The sequence below is a fragment of the Aeromonas sp. FDAARGOS 1416 genome, assembly GCF_019048085.1.
In the GTDB taxonomy this organism is placed as follows: Bacteria; Pseudomonadota; Gammaproteobacteria; order Enterobacterales; family Aeromonadaceae; genus Aeromonas; species Aeromonas veronii.
In genome coordinates this window covers 1,545,041-1,570,773 of sequence record NZ_CP077301.1, presented here as the reverse complement: position 1 = coordinate 1,570,773, position 25,733 = coordinate 1,545,041, and the positions used below count along the sequence as shown (strand labels likewise).

17 protein-coding genes are annotated in these 25,733 nt (G+C 60.7%); 13 read left to right on the top strand and 4 right to left on the bottom strand.

The genetic code is table 11. The features are described from left to right. Positions 1–52 precede the first annotated feature (52 nt). Both yqeB and yqeC read right to left on the bottom strand, forming a co-directional pair. Complete coding sequence (gene yqeB, locus I6L46_RS06940) at positions 53–1,645, bottom strand: selenium-dependent molybdenum cofactor biosynthesis protein YqeB (protein WP_216977734.1); 1,593 nt, start codon at positions 1,643–1,645, stop codon at positions 53–55. A 27-nt stretch (positions 1,646–1,672) separates the two neighbouring features. After that, positions 1,673–2,521: a selenium cofactor biosynthesis protein YqeC gene (yqeC, locus tag I6L46_RS06935; protein ID WP_216977733.1), complete on the bottom strand. Its 849-nt coding sequence runs from the start codon at positions 2,519–2,521 to the stop codon at positions 1,673–1,675. Between the two features lies 1 nt (position 2,522). On the opposite strand from yqeC, the gene mocA reads away from it, so the two are divergent. From mocA to xdhC, 11 genes are all read left to right on the top strand, one after another. Then, positions 2,523–3,170, top strand: coding sequence for a molybdenum cofactor cytidylyltransferase (gene mocA / locus I6L46_RS06930; protein WP_302054298.1), 648 nt, complete (start codon positions 2,523–2,525; stop codon positions 3,168–3,170). Positions 3,171–3,489: 319 nt separating this feature from the next. Beyond that, a complete protein-coding gene (gene ygfK / locus I6L46_RS06925) occupies positions 3,490–6,600 on the top strand; it encodes a putative selenate reductase subunit YgfK (RefSeq protein WP_216977731.1) in 3,111 nt (1,036 codons plus the stop codon). Positions 6,601–6,630: 30 nt separating this feature from the next. Beyond that, positions 6,631–7,959, top strand: coding sequence for a putative aminohydrolase SsnA (gene ssnA, locus I6L46_RS06920; protein WP_216977730.1), 1,329 nt, complete (start codon positions 6,631–6,633; stop codon positions 7,957–7,959). An 80-nt stretch (positions 7,960–8,039) separates the two neighbouring features. Next, on the top strand, positions 8,040–8,816 hold the full coding sequence (gene ygfM, locus I6L46_RS06915; RefSeq protein ID WP_042062625.1) for a molybdopterin-dependent oxidoreductase FAD-binding subunit: 777 nt from the start codon (positions 8,040–8,042) through the stop codon (positions 8,814–8,816). Beyond that, positions 8,813–11,710 (top strand): molybdopterin-dependent oxidoreductase Mo/Fe-S-binding subunit, encoded by a 2,898-nt coding sequence (locus tag I6L46_RS06910; protein ID WP_216977729.1) that lies wholly within the window; start codon positions 8,813–8,815, stop codon positions 11,708–11,710. Before ygfM ends, I6L46_RS06910 begins: the two co-directional genes overlap by 4 nt. A gap of 95 nt (positions 11,711–11,805) precedes the next feature. Beyond that, on the top strand, positions 11,806–13,329 hold the full coding sequence (locus I6L46_RS06905) for a nucleobase:cation symporter-2 family protein (protein ID WP_216977728.1): 1,524 nt from the start codon (positions 11,806–11,808) through the stop codon (positions 13,327–13,329). A gap of 52 nt (positions 13,330–13,381) precedes the next feature. Further along, complete coding sequence (guaD, locus tag I6L46_RS06900; RefSeq protein ID WP_216977727.1) at positions 13,382–14,698, top strand: guanine deaminase; 1,317 nt, start codon at positions 13,382–13,384, stop codon at positions 14,696–14,698. 397 nt (positions 14,699–15,095) lie between these two features. Then, entirely contained in the window at positions 15,096–16,397 is a 1,302-nt protein-coding gene (locus I6L46_RS06895) for an NCS2 family permease (protein WP_180343373.1), read from the top strand. Between the two features lie 373 nt (positions 16,398–16,770). After that, complete coding sequence (xdhA, locus tag I6L46_RS06890; protein ID WP_216977726.1) at positions 16,771–19,089, top strand: xanthine dehydrogenase molybdenum-binding subunit XdhA; 2,319 nt, start codon at positions 16,771–16,773, stop codon at positions 19,087–19,089. After that, positions 19,082–19,960 (top strand): xanthine dehydrogenase FAD-binding subunit XdhB, encoded by an 879-nt coding sequence (gene xdhB, locus I6L46_RS06885; RefSeq protein WP_216977725.1) that lies wholly within the window; start codon positions 19,082–19,084, stop codon positions 19,958–19,960. The genes xdhA and xdhB overlap by 8 nt, the downstream gene beginning before the upstream one ends. After that, on the top strand, positions 19,957–20,442 hold the full coding sequence (gene xdhC, locus I6L46_RS06880) for a xanthine dehydrogenase iron sulfur-binding subunit XdhC (protein WP_216977724.1): 486 nt from the start codon (positions 19,957–19,959) through the stop codon (positions 20,440–20,442). The genes xdhB and xdhC overlap by 4 nt, the downstream gene beginning before the upstream one ends. A gap of 115 nt (positions 20,443–20,557) precedes the next feature. On the opposite strand, the gene I6L46_RS06875 is transcribed toward xdhC, so the two are convergent. Beyond that, on the bottom strand, positions 20,558–21,097 hold the full coding sequence (locus I6L46_RS06875) for a glycine zipper 2TM domain-containing protein (protein ID WP_026035120.1): 540 nt from the start codon (positions 21,095–21,097) through the stop codon (positions 20,558–20,560). 502 nt (positions 21,098–21,599) lie between these two features. Between I6L46_RS06875 and I6L46_RS06870 the strand changes: the two genes are divergently transcribed. Beyond that, complete coding sequence (locus I6L46_RS06870) at positions 21,600–21,788, top strand: hypothetical protein (RefSeq protein ID WP_005345660.1); 189 nt, start codon at positions 21,600–21,602, stop codon at positions 21,786–21,788. A gap of 62 nt (positions 21,789–21,850) precedes the next feature. On the opposite strand, the gene I6L46_RS06865 is transcribed toward I6L46_RS06870, so the two are convergent. Continuing rightward, positions 21,851–23,377 (bottom strand): YfcC family protein, encoded by a 1,527-nt coding sequence (locus I6L46_RS06865; RefSeq protein WP_216977723.1) that lies wholly within the window; start codon positions 23,375–23,377, stop codon positions 21,851–21,853. A 667-nt stretch (positions 23,378–24,044) separates the two neighbouring features. Here I6L46_RS06865 and I6L46_RS06860 point away from each other — a divergent pair. After that, a complete protein-coding gene (locus I6L46_RS06860) occupies positions 24,045–25,667 on the top strand; it encodes an acyl-CoA synthetase (protein ID WP_216977722.1) in 1,623 nt (540 codons plus the stop codon). Positions 25,668–25,733 lie beyond the last annotated feature (66 nt).

Below are 25,733 nucleotides of genomic sequence, written 5' to 3'. Positions count from 1 at the left end.
CCGAAAAAAGCCCCACCATCATGGTGGGGCTTTTTGCTTGGTGAGGGGGACGCTATCGGCGCTGGGCCAGATGCATCATGGCTTCCAGCACGGCGCCGCCGATGGCGCGTGCCTTGTCGGATACCGTAGTGGCGTCGGCCCGCTCGCCTCTGGGATCGATGTCACCGATCTTGAAGCCGACAGTCACCTCGATGCCATCGCTCAGCAGCCCCCGCACCATGCCGGAGAGCGGCGCGATAATGGGGGCGTCCCCCACATGGGCGATCACATCCCCCTCCTGCACCAGATCACCGAGCTTGATAATGCTCTTCATCACCCCGGCGACAGGGGCACGCACCACCCGGCGGGCGGAGTGCCCCTCGATCACCCCGGGAATGCCGGTATTGGGTTGGGCGGGGCCCTGATAGATGACCCGGCCCAGATGATGGCCGCGGTTGGTCTCGATCACCGCATCGCAGTCGCGCCCTGCCTCAAACCCCGGGCCAAGGGCCACCGTAATGGGGGCCATCTCCTTGTGGGTGCCGAGATTCTGCTTGGCGAGGATGGCATCCACCAGATAGCGGGGCTTGAGCTCGGCGAGGGTGGCACAGTCGGGGTCAACCAGTAGCGGAATGACGCCCCGATCCAGCTGCTCGAACGCCTGCTCGACGCTCTCGACCCGCTTGGCTCGGACCCCTTCGACGCTGGTCTCGCCGTCAAACATCCCCTGGGCGAAGGCAACGGTACGGCGGATCACCGTGGGCTTGTCGAGATCCAGCATCACCACCTTGAAGCCGGCATTGTGCAGGCGCAGCGCCACCCCGGTGGCGATATCGCCTGAGCCACGCATCACCACCAGCTGATCCCGCTTGAGGCGCACATCGTCCTGCATCAGACCACCCGCTTTGCCGTTTTTCACTTGAAGCAGCTCGGCGAGGATGCTGATGGCGATCTCTTCGGGGGTTTCGGCTCCGATGTTATAACCGATGGGGGCGTGCAGCTGCTGCAGTTGCTCCTGGCTCACCCCTTGCTGGCGCAGCGCCTGGGTGAAGGTCTGCACCTTGCGCTTGCTGGCGAGCAGCCCCAGATAGGCGAGGGGACGGCTGATGAGCCGATCCAGCGCCTCCTTGTCCTGATGGTTGGTGGCGATGATGACGAAGTTGGCGGGCTCGATGGCCAGTTTATCGATCACCGCGCTGATGGTATCGGCCTGCACCAGATGGGTACCGGCGGGGAAGAGGTCAGGGTTGAGGCTCCCTTCAAAGCAGTCGCCCACATGGACATCAAAGCCGAGCGGCGTCGCGGCATGGGCCAGCGCTCGGTTGACGTGGCCGGCGCCGATCAGTACCAGACGGGGGCGCAGGCCGTAGACATCGATATAGACCGACATGGCACCACCGCAATCCGACCCGACCGCATGCTCACCGTTGCGGGCCATCCGGCCGTGGAAGATACGGGGCTTGCGTTCGGCAATGGCGGCCATCGCTTCCTCGATCACCAGCCGCTCGATCATGCCGCCGCCGATGGTACCGAGGATCTGGCCATCGGCCATCACCAGCATCTGGGCCTGATGGCGCGGGGTGGAGCCCCGGCTCTCGATGATCTGGGCCATGGCAAAGGGAATGTTCTCCTGTTCCAGTCGGGCTGCGTGTGCAAACAGATTCATAAGGTACCTCTTCTTATCCTTAAACCATCATGGGCGAGGCGGCTGAGCCTCATCCTGAGCGAAGTAACCGAGTGCGTGGCGAATGGGCTGTGGCTCGCGAACCGCCCCCTGCCAGATGGCATAGATCTCGGGGTGGCGGCTATGCAGCTTTATCAATTCCGCCAGCCACGACGCCTCATTTTGATAATCGCCATTGATAAACCAGATCCGGCGCGCCCTGGCCGGGGTGCCCTTGAACAGCCCCTCGGGGTGGGAGAGCAGCTGGTGAAACAGGGCCCAGTCGAGGGGGTCACCGGCCTCTATCCCGCATAGGGCCTGAAGCTCTGTCCAGCGGTGGATCTGCTGCGGGTCGGCCTTGGCCCCCACCATGGCGCCGCCCGTCAGGGCGATCACCCAATCACTGTGCTGAGGAATGCAAGGTTCGTGCAAAGCGGGCACTTTCAATAACTTGTGATGGGCGCCATCCGCTTCGACCAGGATAAGATCGAAGCGCTGCTGCCCCTTGATGAGATCAATCTGCTGGGGCGTGGGGCCCGCCACCTTTCCGGTGCGCTCGTCGAGATGGCTGAACAGGGCAACCAGCGCTGGGCCATCCGGTAGCGCCTGACAGCGGGTAAGTTGACGAACGGGATCCGTCTCGATAATCAATTCCCGATAGTGTGACGGGGCAGGCAGAAACATCCGGGTGGTGGTGGTAATTAGCACCCTTTTACCCTGTTGATAAAAATATTCCGCCAGCCAGAACAGGGTGCTGGTTTTTCCACCGGCCCCGCAGAGGCTAATTAAGGTGGTATGGCTATCAATATTTTTGGTGAGCGGGTTTAATAGCGGATCTATATCTGGAAATGCGACAGCAACAACGTGTGGTAGCGACATAATGACGACCAAAATAAATATCGAAGGGAGTGGAAAACAACGTTGCCAGGAACAAGTACAGTGTGACTGTATAATAACGGCGGCGGGTTTATCTTCCCGAATGGGTACCTGGAAAATGATGCTACCTTATTGCCAGGGGACAATGCTTGATGCAAGTCTCAAAAATGCCCTGGCTTTTTGTCAGCGGGTTATTCTGGTGGTGGGCCATCGTGGCGAGGAGCTTCAAGCCCGCTACGGATCACGGCCGGATATTGTTGTCGTCCACAATCCCGACTATCGGCAGGGGCTGGGCAGCTCCATCCGCTGCGCCCTGGCGGCCAGTGACGCTGACTACCTCTTTATCAGCCACGGGGATCTCCCCTGTATCCCGCGCGAGGTCTATCAACAGCTCTGGCAGGCACAGGGCTGTGAGACACTCTTTCCCACCTGGCAGGGGGAGGCTGGCCATCCGGTGTTGCTGCCAAAATCCCTTGCCCGCGAGTTGGCTGCGGCCCCGGTACAGTCGTCGGTACGGCGCTGGTTGCAAGGGCATCCACACCGTATGGTGCCAGTTGACAGCCCCGCTATCCTGTTTGATGTGGATACCCCGGAGCGCTATCAGGCGCTGCTGGGTGGCATTCTTGAAAATGAGAGCGAGCCCATGAAATAACCCAGTTTAAAAAGATAACGGGGAGATAAATGGCGTATCAAAGTGATATTTATCGCACCCTATCTGATAGGGTGAGTTCTTTTTGAACTGCTCATTAAGTAAATTCCAGAGTGATTGATAACTACTCGCAATACCCATAATGGTGGCATCGTAAATTATCTCCATTAATTGGAGCTGTCTCACGCTTTTACCGTAAAAAATAGTTTTGTAACTGTAGTGGCCTGATTGTTGCTCTTCTCCTTGCCAAGGGGGAACACCCGTGCGGGATACCCCATTTATTCATGCTGCCAATGGGCAGAACAGCTGCAAGGAGATAGCCATGGGCGATATTATGCGACCCGTTCCGTTCAAGAACCTGCTGACCCGTATTTTCGCGGAATATAAAGAGAGTCAGAGCATTTTTAGTATTCCCGCCGCGCAATTCTATCGCAAGCAGGACGAGCGCAAGATCAAGGTGTTCGGTGAAACCTGCGAGACCCCCATTGGCCCGGCAGCCGGCCCCCATACCCAGTTGGCCCAGAACATCGTCACCTCCTGGCTGACCGGCGGGCGCTTTATCGAGCTCAAGACGGTGCAGATCCTGGACCATCTCGAACTGGAAAAGCCCTGCATCGATGCCGAGGATGAGTGCTTCAACACCGAGTGGTCCACCGAGTTCACTCTGCCCAAGGCGTTCGACGAGTATCTGAAAGCCTGGTTTGCCCTCTACCTGCTGGAAGAGGTGTTCGACCCGCGCCTCGACGGAGAGGCCAAGTCCTTCATCTTCAATATGAGCGTGGGTTACAACCTCGATGGCATCAAACAGCCACCGATGCAGCAGTTCATCCACAGTCTGATGGATGCAAGCCAAAGTCCGAAGTTTGCCGAGTACCAGCAGGTGGTACGTGAGCTGGTGGCCGACGAGCAGTTTATCGCCGAGCTGGGAATGGGGGCGCGCCGCGATCGCCTGCAACAGCTGGTGGATCGTATCCCGGCCAATCTGGTGCACGGCGTCACCCTCTCTACCATGCATGGCTGCCCGCCCAACGAGATCGAGGCCATCTGCCGCTACATGCTGGAAGAGAAGGGGCTCAACACCTTCGTCAAGCTGAACCCGACCCTGCTGGGCTATCCGCGGGTGCGCGAGATCCTCGATACCTGCGGCTTTGATTACATTGGTCTGAACGAAGAGTCGTTCGATCACGACCTCAAGCTGGATCAGGCCAAGGCGATGCTTACCCGCTTGATGGCGCTGGGGGCCGAGAAGGGGCTCACCTTCGGGGTGAAACTCACCAACACCCTCGGCACCATCAACCGCAAAGGGGCACTGCCGGGGGATGAGATGTATATGTCCGGCCGTGCGCTGTTCCCGCTCTCCATCAACGTGGCGGCCGTGCTGTCTCGCGACTTCGATGGCAAGCTGCCCATCTCCTACTCCGGTGGTGCCAGCAAGTTCAATATCGCCGAGATCTTCGAGACTGGTATTCGTCCCATCACCATGGCCACCGACCTGCTCAAGCCGGGTGGCTATCTGCGCCAGCTGGAGTGCCTCAAAGAGATCGACGCCTCCGATAGCTGGGGCATGAGTCAGGTGGATGTGGCGAAGCTGGAAGCGCTTGCCGCCAAGGCCCTCACCATGGATTACACCCAGAAGGAGTGGAAGTCCGACGATCGCATCGAAGTGGGTGGCGGCCTGCCGCTGACCGACTGCTACGTAGCGCCCTGCGTCACCGCCTGCGCCGTGCATCAGGATATCCCCGAGTACATTCGCCTGATGGGCGAGGGGGAGTATGTCGCGGCCCTTGAGCTGATTTATCAGCGCAACGCCTTGCCCGCCATCACCGGCCATATCTGCGATCACCAGTGCCAGTACAACTGCACCCGTCTCGATTACGACAGCGCGCTCAATATCCGTGAGCTCAAGAAAGTGGCGCTGGAGCGCGGCTGGGAAGGGTACAAGGCGCGCTGGCATAAACCGGCAGGCAGTGGTGACAAGCACCCGGTTGCGGTGATTGGTGCTGGTCCGGCCGGTCTCTCCGCCGGTTACTTCCTGGCCCGTGCCGGTCACCCGGTCACCGTGTTCGAGCGCGAAGCGGATGCCGGTGGCGTGGTCAAGCACATCATCCCCGAGTTCCGCATCCCGGCTGAACTGATCCAGCATGACATCGACTTTGTCGCCGCCCACGGGGTCAAGTTCGAGTTTGGCTGCGATCCGGCGCTCACCGTCGACAAGCTGCATGCCCGGGGCTTTACCTATGTCTTCGTCGGCATCGGCGCCGACAAGAATGGCGGCATGCGTCTCGAAGGTGGTCATGATCGGGTCTACAAATCCTTCAACTTCCTGCGCAGCTTCAATCAGGGCAAACCGCTGCCGCTGGGCCGCCATGTGGCGGTGGTCGGTGCCGGCAACACCGCCATGGACTGCGCCCGTGCCGCCCTCAAGGTGCCGGGTGTCAGCGATGTGACCGTGATCTACCGTCGCAGCGAAAAAGAGATGCCCGCCTATCGCGAGGAGGTTCTGGAAGCGGTGGAGGATGGGGTACGTTTTTGCTTCCTCACCAATCCGGAGCGCTTTGAGAAAGATGGCAAGCTCACCGTGCGGATGATGGCGCTGGGGGATCCTGACGAGCAGGGCCGCCGCCGTCCTGTGCCCACCGAGCAGACCGAAGTGATGCAGATGGATGCCCTGATCACCGCCATCGGCGAGCAGCCTGACTGCGAGGTGCTCAAAGCGATGGGCATTCCCCTTGGCAGCGATGGCTGGCCCGAGGTGGACAGCCAGACCGGCGAAACCAGCCGTCGCAACGTCTTCCTCATCGGTGACGTGCAGAGTGGCCCGTCCTCCATCGTCGGTGCCATTGGTGGTGCCCGCCGCGCCGCGGATCTGGTGCTCTCTCGCGAGCATATCGCCAGCCAGCAGAGTGAAGTGACCATCCAGCCGTCGGGCAAGGATGAGATCTACCGCCGCAAGGGGAGCATCGCCGTCACCCTGGTCGACAAAAACGAGCGGGAGGCCTTCGTGGCGCAAGAGGCGCACCGTTGCCTCGAGTGCAACTACCTCTGCAGCAAGTGCGTGGATGTCTGCCCCAACCGGGCCAACGTCGCCATTGCGGTGCCGGGCTTCAAGGATCAGTTCCAGACCCTGCACCTGGATGCCTACTGCAACGAATGTGGCAACTGCGCCCAGTTCTGCCCGTGGCAGGGCAAGCCCTATCAGGACAAGGTCACCATCTTCAGCCTGCCCGAGGACTTCGACAACAGCCGCAACCCCGGTTTCTATCTGGCGGATGGGGGTGAGCTGCGGGTGCGTCAGGGTGGCGAGACCTATCGCCTGACCATAGATGCCCAGAGCCGGATCAAGGACGCGCCTGCGGCCCTTGGCGATATGTGCCGGATCATCAGCCATGTCCATGCTCATCACCACTACCTGCTGGGGGCCGTCGAGGCCTGAGCGAACCACGAATAAGCGAAGGAGCAAACCATGTTTATTCTGAAGAACGTCACCGCTGTCCAGCTGGAGCCGACCCGGGTGCTGGAAGGGGTGGATATCGCCATCGAAGGATCGCTTATCAAAGCGGTGGGGCCCAATCTGCGGGCCCTCTACCCGGAGGCCAACTATCGGGAGATGGGGGGCAAGCTGGTGATGCCGGGCATCGTCTGTGCCCACAACCACTTCTACTCCGGCCTGTCGCGGGGGATCATGGCCAATATCGCCCCCTGCCCGGACTTTATCTCCACCCTAAAAAACCTCTGGTGGCGGCTCGATCGGGCGCTTGATGAAGAGTCCCTCTACTACAGCGGTCTCATCTGCTCGCTGGAAGCGATCAAGAGCGGCTGCAGCGCGGTGATCGACCACCACGCTTCGCCCAACTTCATCAAGGGCTCCCTGAATGTGCTGCGCAAAGGGTTTATGGAGGCGGGGCTGCGCGGCATGACCTGCTTCGAGACCACGGATCGCAACGGCGGCCTCGCCGAACTGCAGGCCGGGGTGGAGGAGAACATCCTGTTCGCGCAGGCCATTGATGCCGCCAAGGCCAAGGGGAACGAACCCTATCTGGTGGAGGCTCATATCGGTGCCCACGCCCCCTTCACCGTCCCCGACGAGGGGCTGGCCATGCTGCGCGAAGCGGTGCAGGTCACCGGTCGCGGCCTGCATATCCATGTGGCGGAAGACCGCTACGACATGGCCCACGGCCACCACCACTATGGCAAGGAGCCCATCGCCCGGCTGGACGAGTTTGGCCTGATCGACAGCAAGTCGCTTGTCGCCCACGGCATCTACCTGAGCCCGTCCGATATCGAGCTGCTCAACAGCCGCGATGCCTTCCTGGTGCACAACGCCCGCTCCAACATGAATAACCACGTGGGCTACAACATGCACCTGCCGGAGTATCGCAATCTGGCGCTCGGTACCGATGGCATCGGCTCCGACATGCTCGAAGAGCTCAAGTTCGCCTACTTCAAGCACAAGGATGCCGGCGGCGCGCTGTGGCCAGACAGCTTTGCCCGCTTCCTGTGGAACGGCAACACCCTGCTGGAGCGCAACTTCGGCGCCAAATTTGGCCGCCTGGAGCCCGGCTACAAGGCCGACCTCACCATCTGCGACTACGACGCGCCGACCCCGCTGGCGCCGCGCAACCTCGGTGGCCATCTCGCCTTTGGTATGGGATCGAACAGCGTCAACAGCGTGATGGTGGAGGGGCGCATGGTCTATCAGGATCGCGAGTTCCCGTTCGATGTCGCGCCCATTTATGAGCAGGCCAGCAAGGTGGCGAGCCGCCTGTGGCAACGGATGGATCAGCTGGCCTAAGGCCACCTTCCACAGTTTTGGACCGGATTGCCCGCCCTGTGGATCTCCCCGGCGGCGGGCAGCAAGAGTAAGGACGACACATGATTGAGCAATTCTTCCGACCCGAACAACTGGGTCAGGCTTTGGAACTCAAGGCCAGCTTCGGCAACGACGCCGTCTACATGGGGGGCGGCAGCAAGCTTAACGCCGCCCCGACCCGCACCGACAAGAAGGTCGCCATCTCGCTGGAGAAGCTGGGGCTTGACCAGATTGAGCAGCAGCATGGCCAGCTCCATATCGGCGCTACCGTCACCCTGCAGACCCTGAAAGAGGATCCCCGTACCCCAGCCGCCCTGTGCGAGGCGCTGGGGTTTGTCTACTCCCGCCATCTGCGCAATCAGGCCACCATCGGCGGCGAACTTGCTTGCCAGCAGCAGGACTCCCCCTTGCTGCCGGTGCTGCTGGTGCTCGAAGCTGTGGTCGTGCTGGAGAACAACCTGCTGCAACCCATCGACGCCTATCTGGCGGGTCAGCGCAATGCCCTGGTGCTGGGGATTGTGCTGCCGGAGCCTGAACTGCGCTGCGCCACCCGCCGCATCAGCCGCAACGCCGATGGCCTGGCGGTGATGACCGCCGCGGTGGCCCTCGACAGCATTGGCGAGATGCGGGTGGCCGTCGCTGGCGTCACTCCGCAGCCGATGCGCCTGCGGGATCTGGAGCGCCGCGATTTGCACGATGCCGCGCTGGAGGCCGCCGTGAGCGAGCTGATCTCGCCCCGCGAGGATCTGGCGGGCAGCGTGAGTTACAAGCGGTATATCACTGGCGTGGTAGTGGCGGATCTGCTGGTGGACTGCCAGCAGCAGGAGGTGCAAGCATGATGGAACTCAACTTTACCCTGAACGGTGCCCTGCGTACCGTCATCTGCAAGGCCGGTGACAATGCCCAGCGGGTGCTGTTCAATCAGTGCCGGATGCACTCGGTGCGCAACAGTGACGACGGCTTCGGTTTTGCCGGCTCCGACGCCATTCTTTTCAACGGCAAGGTGATCAACGCCTCCCTGCTGATCGCCGCCCAGCTGGAGGGGGCGCAGGTGCGCACCGCCGAGTCGCTGGGCAGCTGGAACCAGCTCAGTCTGGTGCAGCAGGCGATGGTGGACGTGGGTGTGGTGCAGTCCGGTTACAACGATCCGGCCGCGGCGCTGATTGTCACCGACCTGCTTGATCGCCATCCCGAGCCCAGCCGTGATCAAATCGACGATGCCCTCTCGGGCCTGTTTCACCGCGATGGCGGTTACCAGCAGTTCTATCAGGCCATCGAGCTTGCCAGTTCACGGATGAAGGATCCCGATTATCTGTGCCAGATTGCCCCCGAGTTTCGCGACGATCTGCGCCACATCGGCAAGATCTGCCCCAAGGTTGACGCCGCCAAGATGGTACAGGCCAAGCCCTGCTACGTGGAGGATCGGGTCACCGAGGATGCGCTGGTCATCAAGATGCTGCGCAGCCCCCATCCCCATGCGGTGATCACCAAACTCGACGTGAGCCGCGCCGAAGCCATGCCGGGCGTTGTGCATGTCATCACCCACCTCAACTGCCCGGATATCTACTACACCCCGGGTGGCCAGAGTGCCCCCGAGCCGTCACCGCTCGATCGCCGCATGTTTGGCCGCAAGCTGCGTCATGTCGGTGATCGGGTAGCCGCCGTGGTGGCCGAGAGCGAAGCCATCGCATTGGCTGCGCTCAAGCTCATCGAGGTCGAGTATCAGGTGTTGCCGGCGGTCATGAGCATTGACGAGGCGATGGCCCCCAATGCGCCGCTGGTGCACGACGAGCCCATCGTCTACATGGCCGGCGCTCCGGCGGATCTCGAGCAGCAGAACGCTTGCTCGGTGCGCCGTGGCGACGAGCACATGATCATCAACTTCCCCATCGGTTCCCGTCCGCACGAGAACCTGGCCGCCAGCGTCCATGGTCAGATCGGTGACGTGGCCAAAGGCTTTGCCGAGGCGGACGAGATTGTCGAGCGCACCTACGAATCGACCCAGGCCCAGCAGTGCCCGACCGAGCCGCACATCTGCTTCACCTACATGGATGGCGACCGTCTGGTTATTCACGCATCTACCCAGGTGCCGTGGCACGTGCGCCGTCAGGTGGCGCGCATCGTCGGCATGAAGCAGCATCAGGTGCATGTGATCAAGGAGCGGGTAGGGGGCGGCTTTGGCTCCAAGCAGGATATCCTGCTGGAAGAGGTGTGCGCCTGGGCGACCAGGGTCACCGGCCGTCCCGTCACCTTCCGCTACACCCGTGAAGAGGAGTTCATCAGCAACACCTCCCGCCATGTGGCCAAGGTGAAGGTGAAAGTGGGGGCCAAGAAAGATGGCACTATCACTGCCATCGAAATGGATTTTCGTGCCAACACCGGTCCTTACGGCAACCACTCTCTGACGGTGCCGAGCAACGGCCCGGCGCTCTCTTTGCCGCTCTATCCGTGCGACAACGTGCGCTTTACCGTCAACACCTACTACAGCAACATCTGCCCGACCGGCGCCTATCAGGGCTACGGCGCGCCCAAGGGCAACTTCGCGCTGACCATGGCGATTGCGGAACTTGCCGAGAAACTGGGCATCGATCAGCTCGACATGGTGGAGCACAACCGGGTGCATGAAGGGGACATCCTCAAGGTGCTGGGTGCCATCGGCGAGGGCAAGATGCCGACTTCTGTGCCCCACGCGGCCAGCTGTGCCCTCGAGCCCATCCTCAAACAGGGTCGCGAACTGATTGCTTGGGATAGCCCCAAACCCGCTGACGGGGATTGGCGCATCGGCCGTGGCGTCGCCATCATCATGCAAAAATCGGGGATCCCCGATATCGATCAGGCCAACTGCATGGTCAAGCTGGAATCGGACGGCACCTTTATCGTCCACTCCGGTGGCGCCGATATCGGCACCGGCCTCGATACCGTGGTGGCCAAGCTGACCGCCGAAGTGCTCGGTTGCCCGCTCAGCGATGTGCATGTGATCTCTGGCGACACCGACCACGCCCTGTTCGACAAGGGGGCCTACGCCTCGTCCGGTACCTGCTTCTCCGGCAATGCGGCCAAGATGGCGGCCGAGAACCTCAAGGCGAAGATCCTGTTCCACGGCGCCGCCATGCTGGGCGAGCCGGTCGAAGACGTAGAGCTGGTTCACCCGGGTATCGTGCGCGGCAAGCAGGGGGAGGTGAGCCTCGCCAAGCTGGCCCACAAGGCCGAGACAGGTACCGGCTTCGGTATCCTGGTGGGCACTGCCAGCTACATCACGTCGGAGCTTGCCTTCCCCTATGGGGCTAACTTCGCCGAGGTGGCGGTCAACGTCAGAACCGGCGAAATCCGGCTCGACAAGTTCTACGCCCTGCTCGACTGCGGCACCCCCATCAACCCGGAGCTGGCCCTCGGCCAGATCTACGGGGCGACCATGCGGGCCATCGGCCACACCATGACCGAAGAGATCTGCTACGACAGCAAGGGCATACCGCTCACCCGGGATCTGAAGAGCTATGGCGCGCCCAAGATTGGCGACATTCCACGCGATTTTCGGGCCTTCCTGGTACCGAGTGACGACAAGGTCGGCCCTTACGGCGCCAAGTCCATCTCGGAGATCGGGGTCAACGGCGCGGCGCCCGCCATAGCCACCGCCATCCACGACGCCTGCGGTGTCTGGCTGCGCAAGTGGCACTTCACGCCGGAGCAGATCCTGCGCGAGCTGGGCAAGCTGGAGCAAAACGTGTCGGCATAACAAAAGAAAAGGTGAGGGGCGGGCGCCAGCTCGCCCCCAGCGCCTGACGGCGGAATGAGTACTCCGCCTACATTCTGTGTGATGGGACAAACATGATGTCTAAAACAACACGCAAGCACTCGGATCTCATTTACGAGCTGGAAGACAAACCCTCGTTTTATCAAACCCTGATGGGCGCAGTGACCCATCTTCTGGCCATTTTTGTCCCTATGGTGACCCCGGCGCTGATCGTCGGCGGCGCCCTGGGCCTCTCCACCGAGATCACCGCCTATCTGGTCTCCATGGCGATGATCGCCTCCGGTATCGGCACCTGGCTGCAGGTAAACCGCTATGGCCCCATCGGTTCGGGGCTGCTCTCCATCCAGTCGGTCAACTTCTCCTTCGTGACCGTGATGATCGCCCTCGGCGGCGCCATGAAAAAAGATGGCATCCACGAGGAGCTGATCGTCTCGACCCTGCTCGGGGTCTCCTTCGTCGGTGCCTTTCTGGTGATGGGCTCCTCCTTCGTGCTGCCCTACCTCAAGCGGGTGATCACCCCGACCGTGAGCGGGGTAGTGGTGCTGATGATTGGTCTGAGCCTTATCAAGGTGGGGATCATCGACTTTGGCGGCGGCTTCTCCGCCATGAGCAGCGGCACCTTCGGCAAATACGAGAACATCGGGCTGGGGCTCTTGGTGCTCTGCGTCATCGTCGCCTTCAACTGCAGCCGAAGCCCGCTGCTGCGGATGAGCGGCATTGCCATCGGCCTGATGGTGGGTTATGCGGTGGCCCTGATGCTCGGCATGGTGGATTTCTCCGCCCTTGAGAACCTGCCGCTTATTACGGTACCGATCCCGTTCAAGTACGGTTTCTCCTTCGATTTTCACGCCTTTATGCTGGCGGGCACCATCTATCTGTTGAGCGTGCTGGAGGCGGTGGGGGACATCACCGCCACCGCCATGGTCTCCCACCGGGATATTCAGGGCCCCGAGTTTCAAAAACGGCTCTCCGGCGGCGTGCTGGCGGACGGGTTGGTCTCGGTGATCGCCTCGGCACTCGGCTCTTTGCCGCTCACCACCTTTGCCCAGAACAACGGCGTCATCCAGATGACCGGAGTGGCCTCACGCCATGTGGGCAAGTTTATCGCCGTCATCCTGGTGCTGCTGGGGCTTTTCCCCGTAGTAGGACGCTTCTTCACTACTATCCCGTCACCTGTGATGGGGGGCGCCATGGTCATCATGTTCTCGATGATCGCCATCGCCGGTGGTCGCATCATCATCAGCCACGGTTTCGATCGGCGGGAGACTCTGATTGTCGCCACCTCGCTGGGCCTTGGGCTCGGGGTTTCCTACGACCCGAACGTCTTCAAGGTGCTGCCGGCGGGTATCTACATGCTGGTGGAGAACCCCATCTGCGCCGGCGGCATCACCGCCATCATCATGAATCTGGTGCTGCCGCAAAGCCGCAAGCGCAAGGCAGCCGTCAGGGATGCCGAAGCGGTGGAGGTGATCCAGCTGAGCGACAAGCCGGATGTGATCTTTACCGCCCGCAGTGCGGGCCTGTCATCGGCCAGCAAGGGTGAGGGGTCACCAGAGCCAGTGTCCGGGCAGGCGGTGGCGCCACAAGTGGAACGGATCTGACGGTTAAACCGGCAAAAAACGTCAACAGAACAAGAAAAACAGGGAAACGGTTATGAAAAACGACAACTCTGTCAAAGCGGTACGCGGCAGCTTCTTCGATATCACCCGGGTGGTGGATCAGCCCGAGGAGATTGAGTCCAACGCCCGCCTTATCGAGGATGGTCTGCTGATCATTCGCAACGGTTGCATCGACTGGTTCGGTGAGTGGGAGGAGGGGAAAGATCGTATTCCGGCCGAAGTGCGGGTGCGGGATTACCGCGGCAAGATGATAGTGCCGGGCTTTGTCGATACCCACATTCACTACCCCCAGAGCGAGATGGTGGGGGCCTATGGCGAGCAGCTGCTGGAGTGGCTCAACCGCCACACCTTCCCGGCCGAGCGGCGCTACAACGATCTCGAATATGCCCGCGAGATGTCCACCTTCTTTATCAAGCAGTTGCTGCGAAACGGCACCACCACGGCGCTGGTGTTCGGCACAGTGCACCCCGAGTCGGTGGATGCGCTGTTCGAGGCGGCCAGCCGCATCAATATGCGGATGATCGCCGGCAAAGTGATGATGGATCGCAATGCCCCCGATTATCTGCTCGATACCGCCGAGAGCAGTTATGTGCAGAGCAAGCAGCTTATCGAGCGCTGGCACGGCAATGGTCGACTGCTCTATGCCATCACACCACGATTTGCACCCACTTCGACACCCGAGCAGCTGGCGATGGCGCGGCGACTGCGCGAAGAGTTTCCCACCACCTATCTGCACACCCATCTGTGCGAGAACAAGGACGAGATCGCCTGGGTCAAATCCCTCTTCCCGGCGCACAAGGACTATCTCGATGTCTATCACCAGCACGGCCTCACCGGCCACAACTGCGTGTTTGCCCACTGCGTCCATCTGGAAGAGCAGGAGTGGGATTGCCTGAAGAAGACCGGCTCCACCATCGCCTTCTGCCCCACATCGAATCTTTATCTCGGCAGCGGCCTGTTCAAGCTGCACAAGGCGTGGCGCAAGCAGGTGAAGGTGGGGATGGGCACCGACATCGGCGCCGGCACCACCTTCAACATGCTGCAGACCCTCAACGAGGCCTACAAGGTGATGCAACTGCAGGGCGAGCGGCTCTCGGCCTATCAGGCCTTCTATCTGGCGACCCTGGGCGGCGCCCATTCGCTGGGGCTGGACGAGAAGATCGGCAGCTTTGCGGTGGGCAAGGAGGCGGACTTCGTGGTGCTCGACCCGGTCGCCACCCCGCTGCAGCAGCTGCGTTATGACAACTCCACCACCCTGCGGGACAAGCTCTTTGTGTTGCTGACCCTAGGGGATGACAGATCCATCTACCGCACCTATGTGGATGGCCAACTGGTGCATGAACGGGGGTAGGGCTTGTAGTGGGCTGCCGCGGCGCAGCCCCAACGAATACGGTGGCTGGCGTGTCCCACAGGGGCGCCCGTCTTGCCGCACCACAGGGGATCTCCCCGCATAGAACGTGAAATGGCCCGGTTTTTTTGACCAGCAAGGCAAACGTTTGAGTCAAGGCTGCCTGCCCTGGTCTGTCTGTCGCATCCTCTGCCACCATCGCCTGTTTCTCATCAGACTGGCGCTCGGCAGACCCGCAGATCCTGTCGCCATTTCGTCATGGAACATTCAGGCGCGTGTGAAGGAGTTGGGTATGACCCAAGCAAACAGCAGGACAAACAGCGTGGAACAGCTGGCCAATGATGACGCCAGCCAGAGCGCAGCAAAGCAACAGCCGCTCACGGCTCTTGATCGCTACTTTATGATCAGTGAGCGGGGCAGCAATGTCAGACAGGAGGTGCTGGCGGGCCTCACCACCTTCCTTGCCATGGTCTACTCGGTGATCGTGGTGCCGAGCATGCTCGGCAAGGCGGGCTTTCCCCCCGGCGCCGTGTTTGTCGCCACCTGTCTGGTGGCGGGGTTCGGTTCGCTCTTGATGGGGCTCTGGGCCAAGTTGCCGATGGCCATCGGTTGCGCTATTTCCCTCACGGCGTTTACTGCATTCAGTCTGGTGCTGGGGCAGCAGATCCCCATTCCGGTGGCGCTGGGGGCCGTCTTCCTGATGGGGGTACTCTTTACCGCTATCTCGGTGACCGGGGTGCGTAGCTGGATCCTCGACAACCTGCCGATGGGAATTGCCCACGGTACCGGCATTGGGATTGGTCTCTTCTTGCTGCTTATCGCCGCCAACGGGGTGGGGCTGGTGATCAAGAACCCGCTGGAGGGGCTGCCGGTGGCGCTGGGGGCTTTTACCTCCATGCCGGTCATTATGTCCCTGATCGGCCTTGCGGTGATCTTCGGGCTGGAGAAGCTGAGAGTACCGGGGGGGATCTTGCTGGTGATCATCGCCATCTCCATCTTCGGCCTGATTTTCGATCCGGCGGTGAAGTATCAGGGACTGTTCGCTCTGCCGAGCCTCTCGGACGATCAGGGCAAGTCTCTCATCTTCAGCTTGGACATCATGGGCGCGCTCTCGCCGCTGGTGTTGCCCAGCGTGCTGGCGCTGGTGATGACGGCGGTATTCGATGCCACCGGCACCATCCGCGCCGTGGCGGGGCAGGCCAACCTGCTCGATAAGGATGGTCACATCATCAACAGCGGCAAGGCGCTCAGTGCCGACTCGGTCAGCAGCATCTTCTCCAGTCTGGTGGGGGCGGCCCCCGCTGCCGTCTATATCGAATCGGCCGCGGGCACGGCTGCGGGGGGCAAAACCGGCCTCACCGCGACTGTGGTGGGCGGCCTGTTCCTGCTGATGCTGTTCCTCTCGCCGCTCTCCTATCTGGTGCCCGCCTATGCCACCGCACCGGCCCTGATGTATGTGGGGCTCTTGATGCTGAGCAACGTCACCAAACTCGATTTCGATGACTTTGTCGGGGCCATGTCCGGGTTGGTGTGCGCCGTCTTTATCGTGCTCACCTGCAACATTGTCACCGGCATCATGCTCGGCTTCAGCTCGCTGGTGATCGGCCGCATCTGCTCGAAGGAGTGGCACAAACTCAACGTCGGCACCGTGGTCATCGCCCTGGCACTGGTGCTCTTTTATGCTGGGGGGTGGGCTATTTAGGGATAACCCGCCCGTTTGGGGTCGCACTGGCGGCCCCATTTTTATGCCTGTTTTTTTAGCCCGCCCACGCAGGCATCACGCCTAGGCCGTCTCCGAAGTTGGGGGGGCATCGCGATACCATTTTGATAAATCCCCCTACCAGATTGATAGGCTCCCACCCTTGCTCTCCTCGCTCTGCCGCTTTTTTCACCGCTGATGTGCCCCGTTTGCTCAGGGGCCACGTTTGGCTTGTCGCTTCGGGCCAACAAAAGCGGGCTAGATGGGATCCCCTTCACACTTCTCCCCATTGTCCTGACGATGGCGGGAAACAGGCGCATATCTTGCTGTTTTTTATGCCGGTTCCAGATTTTTCCATTCGAAAAAGGACTTGCATATGTCCATAGGATTACCGCTCAAGCGGGTGGATGCCGAGGCCAAGGTGACCGGCAGCGCCCGCTATACCGATGACAACATCATGCTCGGGATGCGCCACGCCAAGTACGTGCGCAGCAATATTGCCCACGGCAAGGTGCTTGCCATCGATGCGACCGAGGCGCTGGCCCTGCACGGGGTTGAAGCCGTGTTTACCCATGAAGATGTCCCCACCACCTGTTTTCGCACCGCCGGTCACGCCTGGTCTCTCGATGAGGCCAAGCGGGATGTGAAAGACCGCCGTCTGCTCACCGACCATGTGCGCCACTTTGGCGATGGCGTCGCCATCGTGGTGGCCCGCGATCCGCTGGTCGCCGAGAAGGCCGCCGCCCTGGTCAAGGTGACTTACGAGCCGCTACCGGTGATGACGGATGCCGAAAGTGCGCTGGCCGACGATGCCTATCCCATCCACCCGAGCGGCAATCTGCTGCGCCAAAGCCAGCTTCGTGCCAATGACCCGGAGCAGGCCATCGCTGCGGCCGATCTGCAGTTTCAGGGGCACTACCGGACGCCGGTGGTGCAGCACTGCCATCTGGAGACGGTGACCTGCTACGCCTACATGGATCAACCGGACCACATCATCGTCGTCAGCAGCACCCAGATCCCCCAGATAGTGCGCAGCCGGGTGGCCAAATCCCTCGGTCTGCCCTGGTCGAGCGTGCGGGTGATCAAGCCCTATATGGGCGGCGGTTTTGGCAACAAGCAGGATGTGCTGGAAGAGCCGATGGCGGCGTTTCTGAGCTACAAGCTCGGCGGCGTGCCGGTCAAGGTGACCTTGAGCCGGGAGGAGTGCTTCTTTGCTTCCCGCACCCGCCACGGCTTTGCCATCGACGGCACCCTCGGTATCAACCGGGATGGCACCCTCAAGGGCTATCAACTCGACGTGCTCTCCAACACCGGCGGCTATGCCTCCCACGGCCACTCCATCGCCAGCGCCGGCGCCAACAAGATCAGCTACCTCTATCCGCGCAGCGCCTTTGGCTACGACGCCAAAACCTTCTACAGCAACCTGCCCACCGCCGGTGCCATGCGCGGTTACGGTGCGCCGCAGGTGGTGTTTGCCCTTGAATGCATGCTGGATGATGCCTGCGCCGAGTTGGGTCTGGATCCGCTCGAAGTCCGCATCGCCAACGTGGCGCGCGAGGGGGATGTCAATCAGGTCAACCAGAAGACCATCTACAGCGCCGGGTTGCCGGACTGTCTGCTGCGTGGTCGCGAGATGTTCGAGTGGGATCGGCTCAAGGCCGAGTGTCTGGGGCAGGATCCTGCCAGCCGGGTGCGCCGTGGCATCGGGGTGGCGTGCTTTAGCTACGGCTCCAACACCTATCCGGTGGGGGTCGAAATTGCCGGCGCCCGCATGCTGCTCAATCAGGATGGCACCGTCAATCTGCAGATCGGCGCCACCGAGATAGGGCAGGGCTCGGACACTGTCTTTGCCCAGATGGCGGCCCAGACCCTGGGGATCCCGTTTGATCAGATCCGGGTCATTTCGACTCAGGATACCGACATTACCGCCTACGATCCGGGCTCGTTCGCCTCGCGCCAGAGCTATGTGGCGGCCCCCGCCATCCATCAGGCGGCGCTGCAGTTGCGGGCGCGCATTTTGTCGCTGGCGGCCCAACTCTGCCATCAGGATGTAGGGTCGCTGACCCTGATCGACGGCTACGTGGTGCTGGCCGGTGCGCCGGACAAGGTGCTGATCAGCGTGGCCGAGGTGTCGGTCAACGCCTACTACCATCTCACTATCGGTGGCCAGATAACCTCCGAGGTCTCCCACAAGACCACCACCAACCCGCCAAGTTTCGGTTGTACCTTTGTCGATCTCAGCGTCGATATCGATCTCTGCAAGGTGACCATCAATCGCATCATCAACCTGCACGATGCGGGCAAGATCCTCAACCCGCAGCTGGCAGAGGGGCAGGTGCATGGCGGCATGGGGATGGGGATCGGCTGGTCCCTGTTCGAGGAGATGATCATCGACGCCAAGACCGGTGTGGTGCGCAACCCCAACCTGCTCGACTACAAGTTCCCCACCATGCTGGATTTGCCCGAACTTGAATGCGACTTCGTGCAGACCTACGAGCCCCAGTCGGTCTATGGCCACAAATCCCTGGGGGAACCGCCGATCATTTCGCCGGGCCCGGCCATCCGTAACGCCATTCGCATGGCGACCGGGGTGGCCATCAACGAGCTGCCCATCACCCCCAAGACCCTGTTTCGGGAGTTTGTCGCGGCGGGTTTGATTGGCGAGGGATCAGGGGAGGAGCAACACCATGTTTGATATTGCCCGTTACTACAAGGCCCGCAGTGTGGCCGAGGCGGTCGCCCTGCGTCAGGCCGACCCCGAGGCGCGCCTGCTGGCTGGTGGCACCGATGTGATGATCCAGCTGCATCACCTCAACGCCGCCTATCGTCATATCGTCGATATTCACGACTTGCCCGAACTCAAAGGGGTGAGCGAGCTGGCTGACGGTTCTATCCGCATCGGCTCCGGCACCACCTTTACCGAGCTCATCGAGAACGAACTGGTGCAGCGCCGCCTGCCGATGCTGGCCGAGGCGGCCGCCACCATCGCCGGGCCGCAGATCCGCAACGTCGCCACCTATGGCGGCAACATCTGCAACGGCGCCACCAGTGCTGACTCGGCAGCACCGACTGTCGCGCTGGAGGCTGTGCTGGAAATCGCCGGACCCAGTGGCACACGCCGCATTCCCATCGCCGGTTTTCACACCGGCCCCGGCAAGGTGGCGCTGCAACCGGCGGAGATCCTGGTGGCTTTTCACTTTGCACCGGATTCTCACCCCCATGTGGGCTCCCACTATTTCAAATACGCCATGCGGGGTGCCATGGATATCGCCACCATCGGCTGCGCCGCCTACTGCCAGATTGAGGATGGTCACTTCAAGAATTTGCGGCTGGCCTATGGGGTGGCGGCCCCAACGCCGGTGCGTACCCCCCACGCGGAAGCGGCGGCCGAGGGGCAACCCCTGACTCGCGCCACACTGGCCGCGATTGCCGAGGCGGTGGTGGCCGATGTGGCGCCACGATCCTCCTGGCGGGCAGAAAAGGAGTTTCGCCTACACCTCATCAAAACCCTGGCGCAGCGGGTGGTCGCCTGCGCAGTCGAACGTGCCGGAGGCAAGATCCTATGATGCAACCGCAAAGCTGTCCCGCCGTAGAGATCCAGTGCGAGATCAACGGCAAGCCTTACTCCTATGCAGTGCCGCCCACCATGTCGTTGCTCCGCTTCCTGCGCGGGCAGGGGCTTATCAGTGTGAAAGAGGGGTGCAGTGTCGGTGAGTGCGGCGCCTGTACCGTGCGGGTGGATGGCACTGCTATCGACAGCTGCCTCTATCTGGCGGTGTGGGCCGATGGCAAATCCATTCGTACCGTGGAGGGGGAGCGTAAGGGGAATGAGCTCTCCGATGTGCAGCAGGCCTTTATCGACGAGGGGGCGGTGCAGTGCGGTTTTTGCACCCCGGGCCTCGTGATGGCGAGCGCCGCTCTGCTCGACAAGACCGCACGTCGTCCGCTGACCGATGCGGAGATCCGCCGCGGGCTGTCGGGCAACCTCTGCCGCTGTACCGGTTATCAGAACGTGGTACGGGCGGTGAAGAAGTGCTGCAAAGGGTGATAGTTCGGGTGCCGTGAGTGGTGCGTGCCGTTGTGTGAGAAAGGAAACAAGCCGCCCAAAAACACAGGCCCGCCTCGAAAGAGGCGGGCCTGCTGCTGAGTGGGGTCAGGAGAAATCACACTTTTGGCTGGTCGATCACCAATTTGCCATCTTTGACCGGAATGGTTGCACCGGGGGCTTGCTTCATGCGGATCACCCCCTCCTGACCTGCGAGGCGATAGGTCACGTCATAACCAATGGTGTTGACGCTAGTATCCTGCACGGTTTTGCAGCGCTGCTCGGTGGTGGTGTAGGTATCGCCAGCCTGCATATTGCCCTGCACCTGATTACCGGCATAACCCCCCGCGACAGCCCCGGCAGCGGTGGCCACCTTCTTGCCACTGCCGCCACCAAACTGGTGGCCGACCACGCCCCCCAGCGCCGCGCCCACCACGGTGCCGAGGATCTTGTGCTCATCCTGTACCGGCTTGCGGTGGGTCACGGTGACGTTGCGACACTCCTGGCGGGGAGTCTTGATGGTCTCGGTGATCGGCTTGCTGGCAATCACCTCGGCAAAGGTGGGTTGTGGTGTAAAGAGGGAGCCGCTAGCCGCCGCCGAGAGTGCCAGGGCCGAGGCGATGCCAATACCGATACCTGCCATCATGGATCTGTTCATCTTATGGTTCTCCTGCATACCCATACGGGCTGTTCCAATCTGGCGCCATCTTGTCATAACCGGTTGGCCGGACAAGGCGAGGGGGATGGGTCTGCGACAGGCGCTGGCAAGGTCAAAAAATAGCCACTATGAAAAACTGTCTGACTTTGGCGACAACGGACTAAAAGTGACCAGTTTCCGGCGTATGGTGGACTCTGTCAGTGTGATAAGGAGCAATTCGAGTCGCAATTTGCAAGGCGGGCGGTGAGCAGAACGCAAAAGCGGCAAAGGGTTGACGAATGGAGGTCAAGGGTAAGCGTGTGCCAGTGCCCTCTACCGTTGGATAGGCCACGCAAGTGGCTGATAAATGGCTCCAGCCCCATCGGATGTTGGCCGATATGAGATCACGGCAAGCATTTTGCTTTGATTGGGTGAAGCAGAGGGTGAACGGGTCGGCAGACAACTGCGTAAGACCTGATATGAAGATGTTCACCCGAGATCACCGGATCAACGAGGGGGAGATATGTCAATGTTACCCAGCTGGATCACCCCGGCCATTCAGGCCAACATCATTACGGTGCAGCAGGCCGAACGTCTGCTCTCATCCCTCTACCGGCCCTTGGCCGAGCAGGGAGAGGAGCTTCCCGCCGATATCGCCGACATCAGCCTAAAGCTCTACTGCTTCCGCCAGCAGGGGCGGGTGCGCCACTAAGGCTGACAAAAGAACACCCCGCGCCAGGCACGGGGTGTTGTCACTCATGTATCACAGGCCCATCAGGCCAACATCACTTGCGTCACCAGCATCAGGGCGCCAAATCCCAGCACAAAGCCTACCATGGGCAGCACGAACTTGACCCACTTGTTGAACTGGATGCCGAGCATCTGCAGAGTGACCAGCACCAGTCCGGTGGGGGCCAGGAACAGCATGGCGTATTGGCCCCAGTTGTAGGCCGACACCACGATATAGCGGGGGATCATCACGGTATCTGCCAGCGGCGCCATGATGGGCATGGAGAGCACTGCGAGCCCCGAGGAGGAGGGCACCACCAGCCCCAGCAGGGTGAACACCAGCATCTGCGCCACCGCGAACACGGCGCCGTGCATGCCGGAGACCAGATCGGAGGCGTAGGCCAGAATGGTGTCCGAGATCATCCCCTGATCCAGCACCAGATTGACCCCCCGTGCCAGCCCGATTATGAGGGAGACCGCCACCAGCTCCGACGCCCCCTGAGTGAAGGCCTCGACTGCCTCTTTCTCTTTGAGACCCGAGATAAAAATGATGATGATGGCGATGGTCAGGAAGGAGGCTGCCATCTGCGGAAACCACCAACCGGCCATGGAGACGCCCCACTCCATCAGCGGGAAGGCGAGGATAAACAGGGTCAGAATGATCTTGCGGCGCAGGGTGAAGGGCACCCCTTCGTCCATAGAGCCCTCTTTGAGAAAACGGGCGCGAAAACTCTCTCTGTCCTCATAGGTGTAGGAGAAGGCCGGGTTGGCCTTGATCTTCTTGCAGTACCAGTAGAGATAACTGATCACCACCATGGTGCCCACCAGACAGCCAATGGCGCGAAAGATCAGCCCCTCGGTAAAGGGAATGCCGGCGGCATTGGAGGCGATCACCACCGAGAAGGGATTGATGGTGGAGAAGGTGGTGCCCATGGAGGCGGCGAGGAAGATGGCTCCCACGCAGACGATGGAGTCATAGCCGAGCGCCAGAAAGATGGGCACCAGTATGGGATAGAAGGCGACCGCCTCTTCCTCCAGTCCGCAGGTGGTGCCTCCCAGCGCCATTACGAAGCAGACCAGCGCCACAAACAGGAACTCGTTGCCCCGGGTCTTGCGCGACAACGCCACCAGCCCTGCACTGAAGGCACCTGTCTTGTTGATGACGCCGATCAGCCCCCCGAGCACCAGAATAAAGACGATGATATCCGCCCCCTCTATGGTGCCCTTGACCATGCTGACCGCCACGTCACCGAACCCCTTGGGCGCTTGCTCCAATCGGGCATAGGTGCCGGGAATGGCAATGGGCTTGCGGATGGTGCCGTTGGTAAATTGCTCCACCGCAATATTGATGTTAAGTTTTGCCAGGGCATCCTGGGTTGCGGGAAGTCGGCTTATTTCCCCCTGTGGGCTATTGACCATCAGACTTTCACTGGCTGGATTATAAGAGAGCTTGGCATAGGCGCCCGCCGGAATTATCCAGGTCAGTGCAATGGCCAGTAACATAATAAGAAACAGAATGGTAAATGCAGTAGGGAATTGTCTGCGTGGTGTGGTATTCGGCACGGCACACATAAAATGCTCCTTGATAAAGCAGGTTTGGGCTCGGCGGAATATCGGGTCGATAGGGTTTCTGCGTCATACATCCAAGGTACGCAAACTCACTGTGGATTGCGTAGTGATTGGCGAGAAATCTGGCCTGATATTGAACATCCGGTAGATTGTTTCACGTTGTAACCGTAACCCGTGTGTGGCTGAATGAACATGGTGCCATGCTCGCTTTATGGGATGGCTCACAAAATTTATTTTCCATGGATTTAACAGCTGATATGAAATAAAAGTTATTATGCAATAACTATTTCGGCTTTCGTTTTATGCGGTTTACCTTAAATAAAGGTCATGAAAATAGTGCGTGCCGAGATGAATGAAATGACATATAAAGCAGTTTTGACGGAATAATATTCCATTATCGTCATTTTTCGTTATTCGCCAAAAACAGCCTGTGAAAAAAATGGCACGCTTTCCCGTAATGAAATATTTTTTTGCAACGAAAACAGGGGGCCTCTGTTGGCAGCAGGCTGCCCCTGTCTAAGACGTTTTGCTAATACCTGCCGCCGCAGGCTCACTGTTAGGCTGTCATCCCCATAAGAGACCAGTGACGGGCAGGATGCCCATGTCGCCTCCTGGCCTCTGAATCATCCCGGAACACCCCGTTTTGTGCCACCTGTGAGGAAGGAACCCGATGCCAGTGCAGAACATCTATGAGCGTGACCTTGCCAAAACCGCCGCCAATTTCGAGGCCCTGACCCCCATCAGCTTTTTGGGGCGGGCGGAGCGGGTCTATCCCGACTATCCGGCGCTGATCCACGGCCCGCTGCGCCAGAGCTGGGGCGAGACTGCCCGCCGTTGCCGCCAGCTGGCCTCGGCCCTGCGGCTTCACGACATCGGAGAGGGGGATACCGTCTCCATCGTCGCGCCCAATATCCCGGCGATGTTTGAAGCACACTTCGGCGTGCCCATGAGCGGCGCCGTGCTCAACACCATCAATACCCGGCTCGATGCCGAGTCGATGGCTTTTATCTTTCAGCATGCCCAGAGCAAGGTGGTGCTGGTGGACAGGGAGTTTGGCGCCGTGGTGCGCAAGGCGCTGGATCTGCTGAATAGCCAACCGCTGGTCATCGCCATCGATGATCCCCTCTACCAGGAAGGGGCGCTTGTCAGTGACCTCGACTATGAGACCTTTATTGCCACTGGTAACGGCGATGAACCCGGCTGGTTGCCGCAAGATGAGTGGCAGGCCATCTCCCTTAACTACACCTCCGGCACCACCGGCAATCCCAAGGGGGTGGTCTATCACCATCGCGGTGCCCACCTCAACGCCATCAACAACGTGCTCTCCTGGGAGCTGCCCAAACATCCCGTCTACCTCTGGACCTTGCCGATGTTTCACTGCAACGGCTGGTGCTTCCCCTGGACGCTGGCAGCCACCGCCGGGGTGAGTATCTGCCTGCGCCATGTGCAGGCGGCCGCCATTTATGAGGCGCTGCACGAGCACAAGGTGAGCCACTTCTGCGCAGCGCCCATCGTGCTCAATATGCTCAACAATGCCGATCCGGCGCTCAAGCAGGGGCTGGATCACCCCATCAAGGTGATGACCGCTGGCGCTGCGCCCCCCGCCACCGTGATCGCCGGTATGGAAGCGATGGGGATCGCCGTGACCCACGTCTATGGCCTGACCGAAACCTATGGCCCCTGCGTGTTGTGCGAACCGCAAAGAAGCTGGCAGGGTCAGGATGCCACGGCGCTCTCCCGCCTCAAGGCGCGCCAGGGTGTTGCGTCGCCTCTGCAGGGGGAGATGCGGGTCATCAATCCGGTCAGTGGCGAGCCGGTGGTCAAAGATGGCAAAACTATGGGGGAGATAGTGCTGCGCGGTAATGTGGTGATGAAGGGATATCTGAAAAATCCGGCGGCCAGCGCCGAGGCGATGGCGGAGGGGTGGTTTCGCAGTGGCGATCTGGCGGTATGGCACCCGGATGGTTATGTGGAGATCAAGGACAGATCCAAGGACATCATCATCTCCGGCGGGGAGAATATCTCCAGTCTGGAGGTGGAAGATGTGCTCTATCGCCATCCCGATGTGGACGAAGCTGCGGTGATCGCCATGCCCGATGAGAAGTGGGGGGAGGTACCCTGCGCCTTCGTGAAACTGAAAGAGGGGCGAGAGACTACCCAGGCGGAGTTGATCGCCTTTTGCCGGGAGCAGATGGCCCACTTCAAGGCCCCCAAACGCATCATCTTCACCCCGCTGCCGAAAACCTCGACCGGCAAGGTGCAAAAATTCGTGCTGCGCAAACAGCTGGGGTAGCGGTCTGTTCGTAAGGAGCCAGCACAGCAATTCATAGGAGGGAGATACAAGGGGTCTGGAGGGCTG

Excerpts from the sequence above, each read along its gene's own strand:
- yqeB (WP_216977734.1), bottom strand. The coding sequence starts at position 1,645 with ATGAATCTGTTTGCACACGCAGCCCGACTGGAACAGGAGAACATTCCC.
- yqeC (WP_216977733.1), bottom strand. The coding sequence starts at position 2,521 with ATGTCGCTACCACACGTTGTTGCTGTCGCATTTCCAGATATAGATCCG.
- mocA (WP_302054298.1), top strand. The coding sequence starts at position 2,523 with ATGACGACCAAAATAAATATCGAAGGGAGTGGAAAACAACGTTGCCAG.
- ygfK (WP_216977731.1), top strand. The coding sequence starts at position 3,490 with ATGGGCGATATTATGCGACCCGTTCCGTTCAAGAACCTGCTGACCCGT.
- ssnA (WP_216977730.1), top strand. The coding sequence starts at position 6,631 with ATGTTTATTCTGAAGAACGTCACCGCTGTCCAGCTGGAGCCGACCCGG.
- ygfM (WP_042062625.1), top strand. The coding sequence starts at position 8,040 with ATGATTGAGCAATTCTTCCGACCCGAACAACTGGGTCAGGCTTTGGAA.
- I6L46_RS06910 (WP_216977729.1), top strand. The coding sequence starts at position 8,813 with ATGATGGAACTCAACTTTACCCTGAACGGTGCCCTGCGTACCGTCATC.
- I6L46_RS06905 (WP_216977728.1), top strand. The coding sequence starts at position 11,806 with ATGTCTAAAACAACACGCAAGCACTCGGATCTCATTTACGAGCTGGAA.
- guaD (WP_216977727.1), top strand. The coding sequence starts at position 13,382 with ATGAAAAACGACAACTCTGTCAAAGCGGTACGCGGCAGCTTCTTCGAT.
- I6L46_RS06895 (WP_180343373.1), top strand. The coding sequence starts at position 15,096 with ATGATCAGTGAGCGGGGCAGCAATGTCAGACAGGAGGTGCTGGCGGGC.
- xdhA (WP_216977726.1), top strand. The coding sequence starts at position 16,771 with ATGTCCATAGGATTACCGCTCAAGCGGGTGGATGCCGAGGCCAAGGTG.
- xdhB (WP_216977725.1), top strand. The coding sequence starts at position 19,082 with ATGTTTGATATTGCCCGTTACTACAAGGCCCGCAGTGTGGCCGAGGCG.
- xdhC (WP_216977724.1), top strand. The coding sequence starts at position 19,957 with ATGATGCAACCGCAAAGCTGTCCCGCCGTAGAGATCCAGTGCGAGATC.
- I6L46_RS06875 (WP_026035120.1), bottom strand. The coding sequence starts at position 21,097 with ATGAACAGATCCATGATGGCAGGTATCGGTATTGGCATCGCCTCGGCC.
- I6L46_RS06870 (WP_005345660.1), top strand. The coding sequence starts at position 21,600 with ATGTCAATGTTACCCAGCTGGATCACCCCGGCCATTCAGGCCAACATC.
- I6L46_RS06865 (WP_216977723.1), bottom strand. The coding sequence starts at position 23,377 with ATGTGTGCCGTGCCGAATACCACACCACGCAGACAATTCCCTACTGCA.
- I6L46_RS06860 (WP_216977722.1), top strand. The coding sequence starts at position 24,045 with ATGCCAGTGCAGAACATCTATGAGCGTGACCTTGCCAAAACCGCCGCC.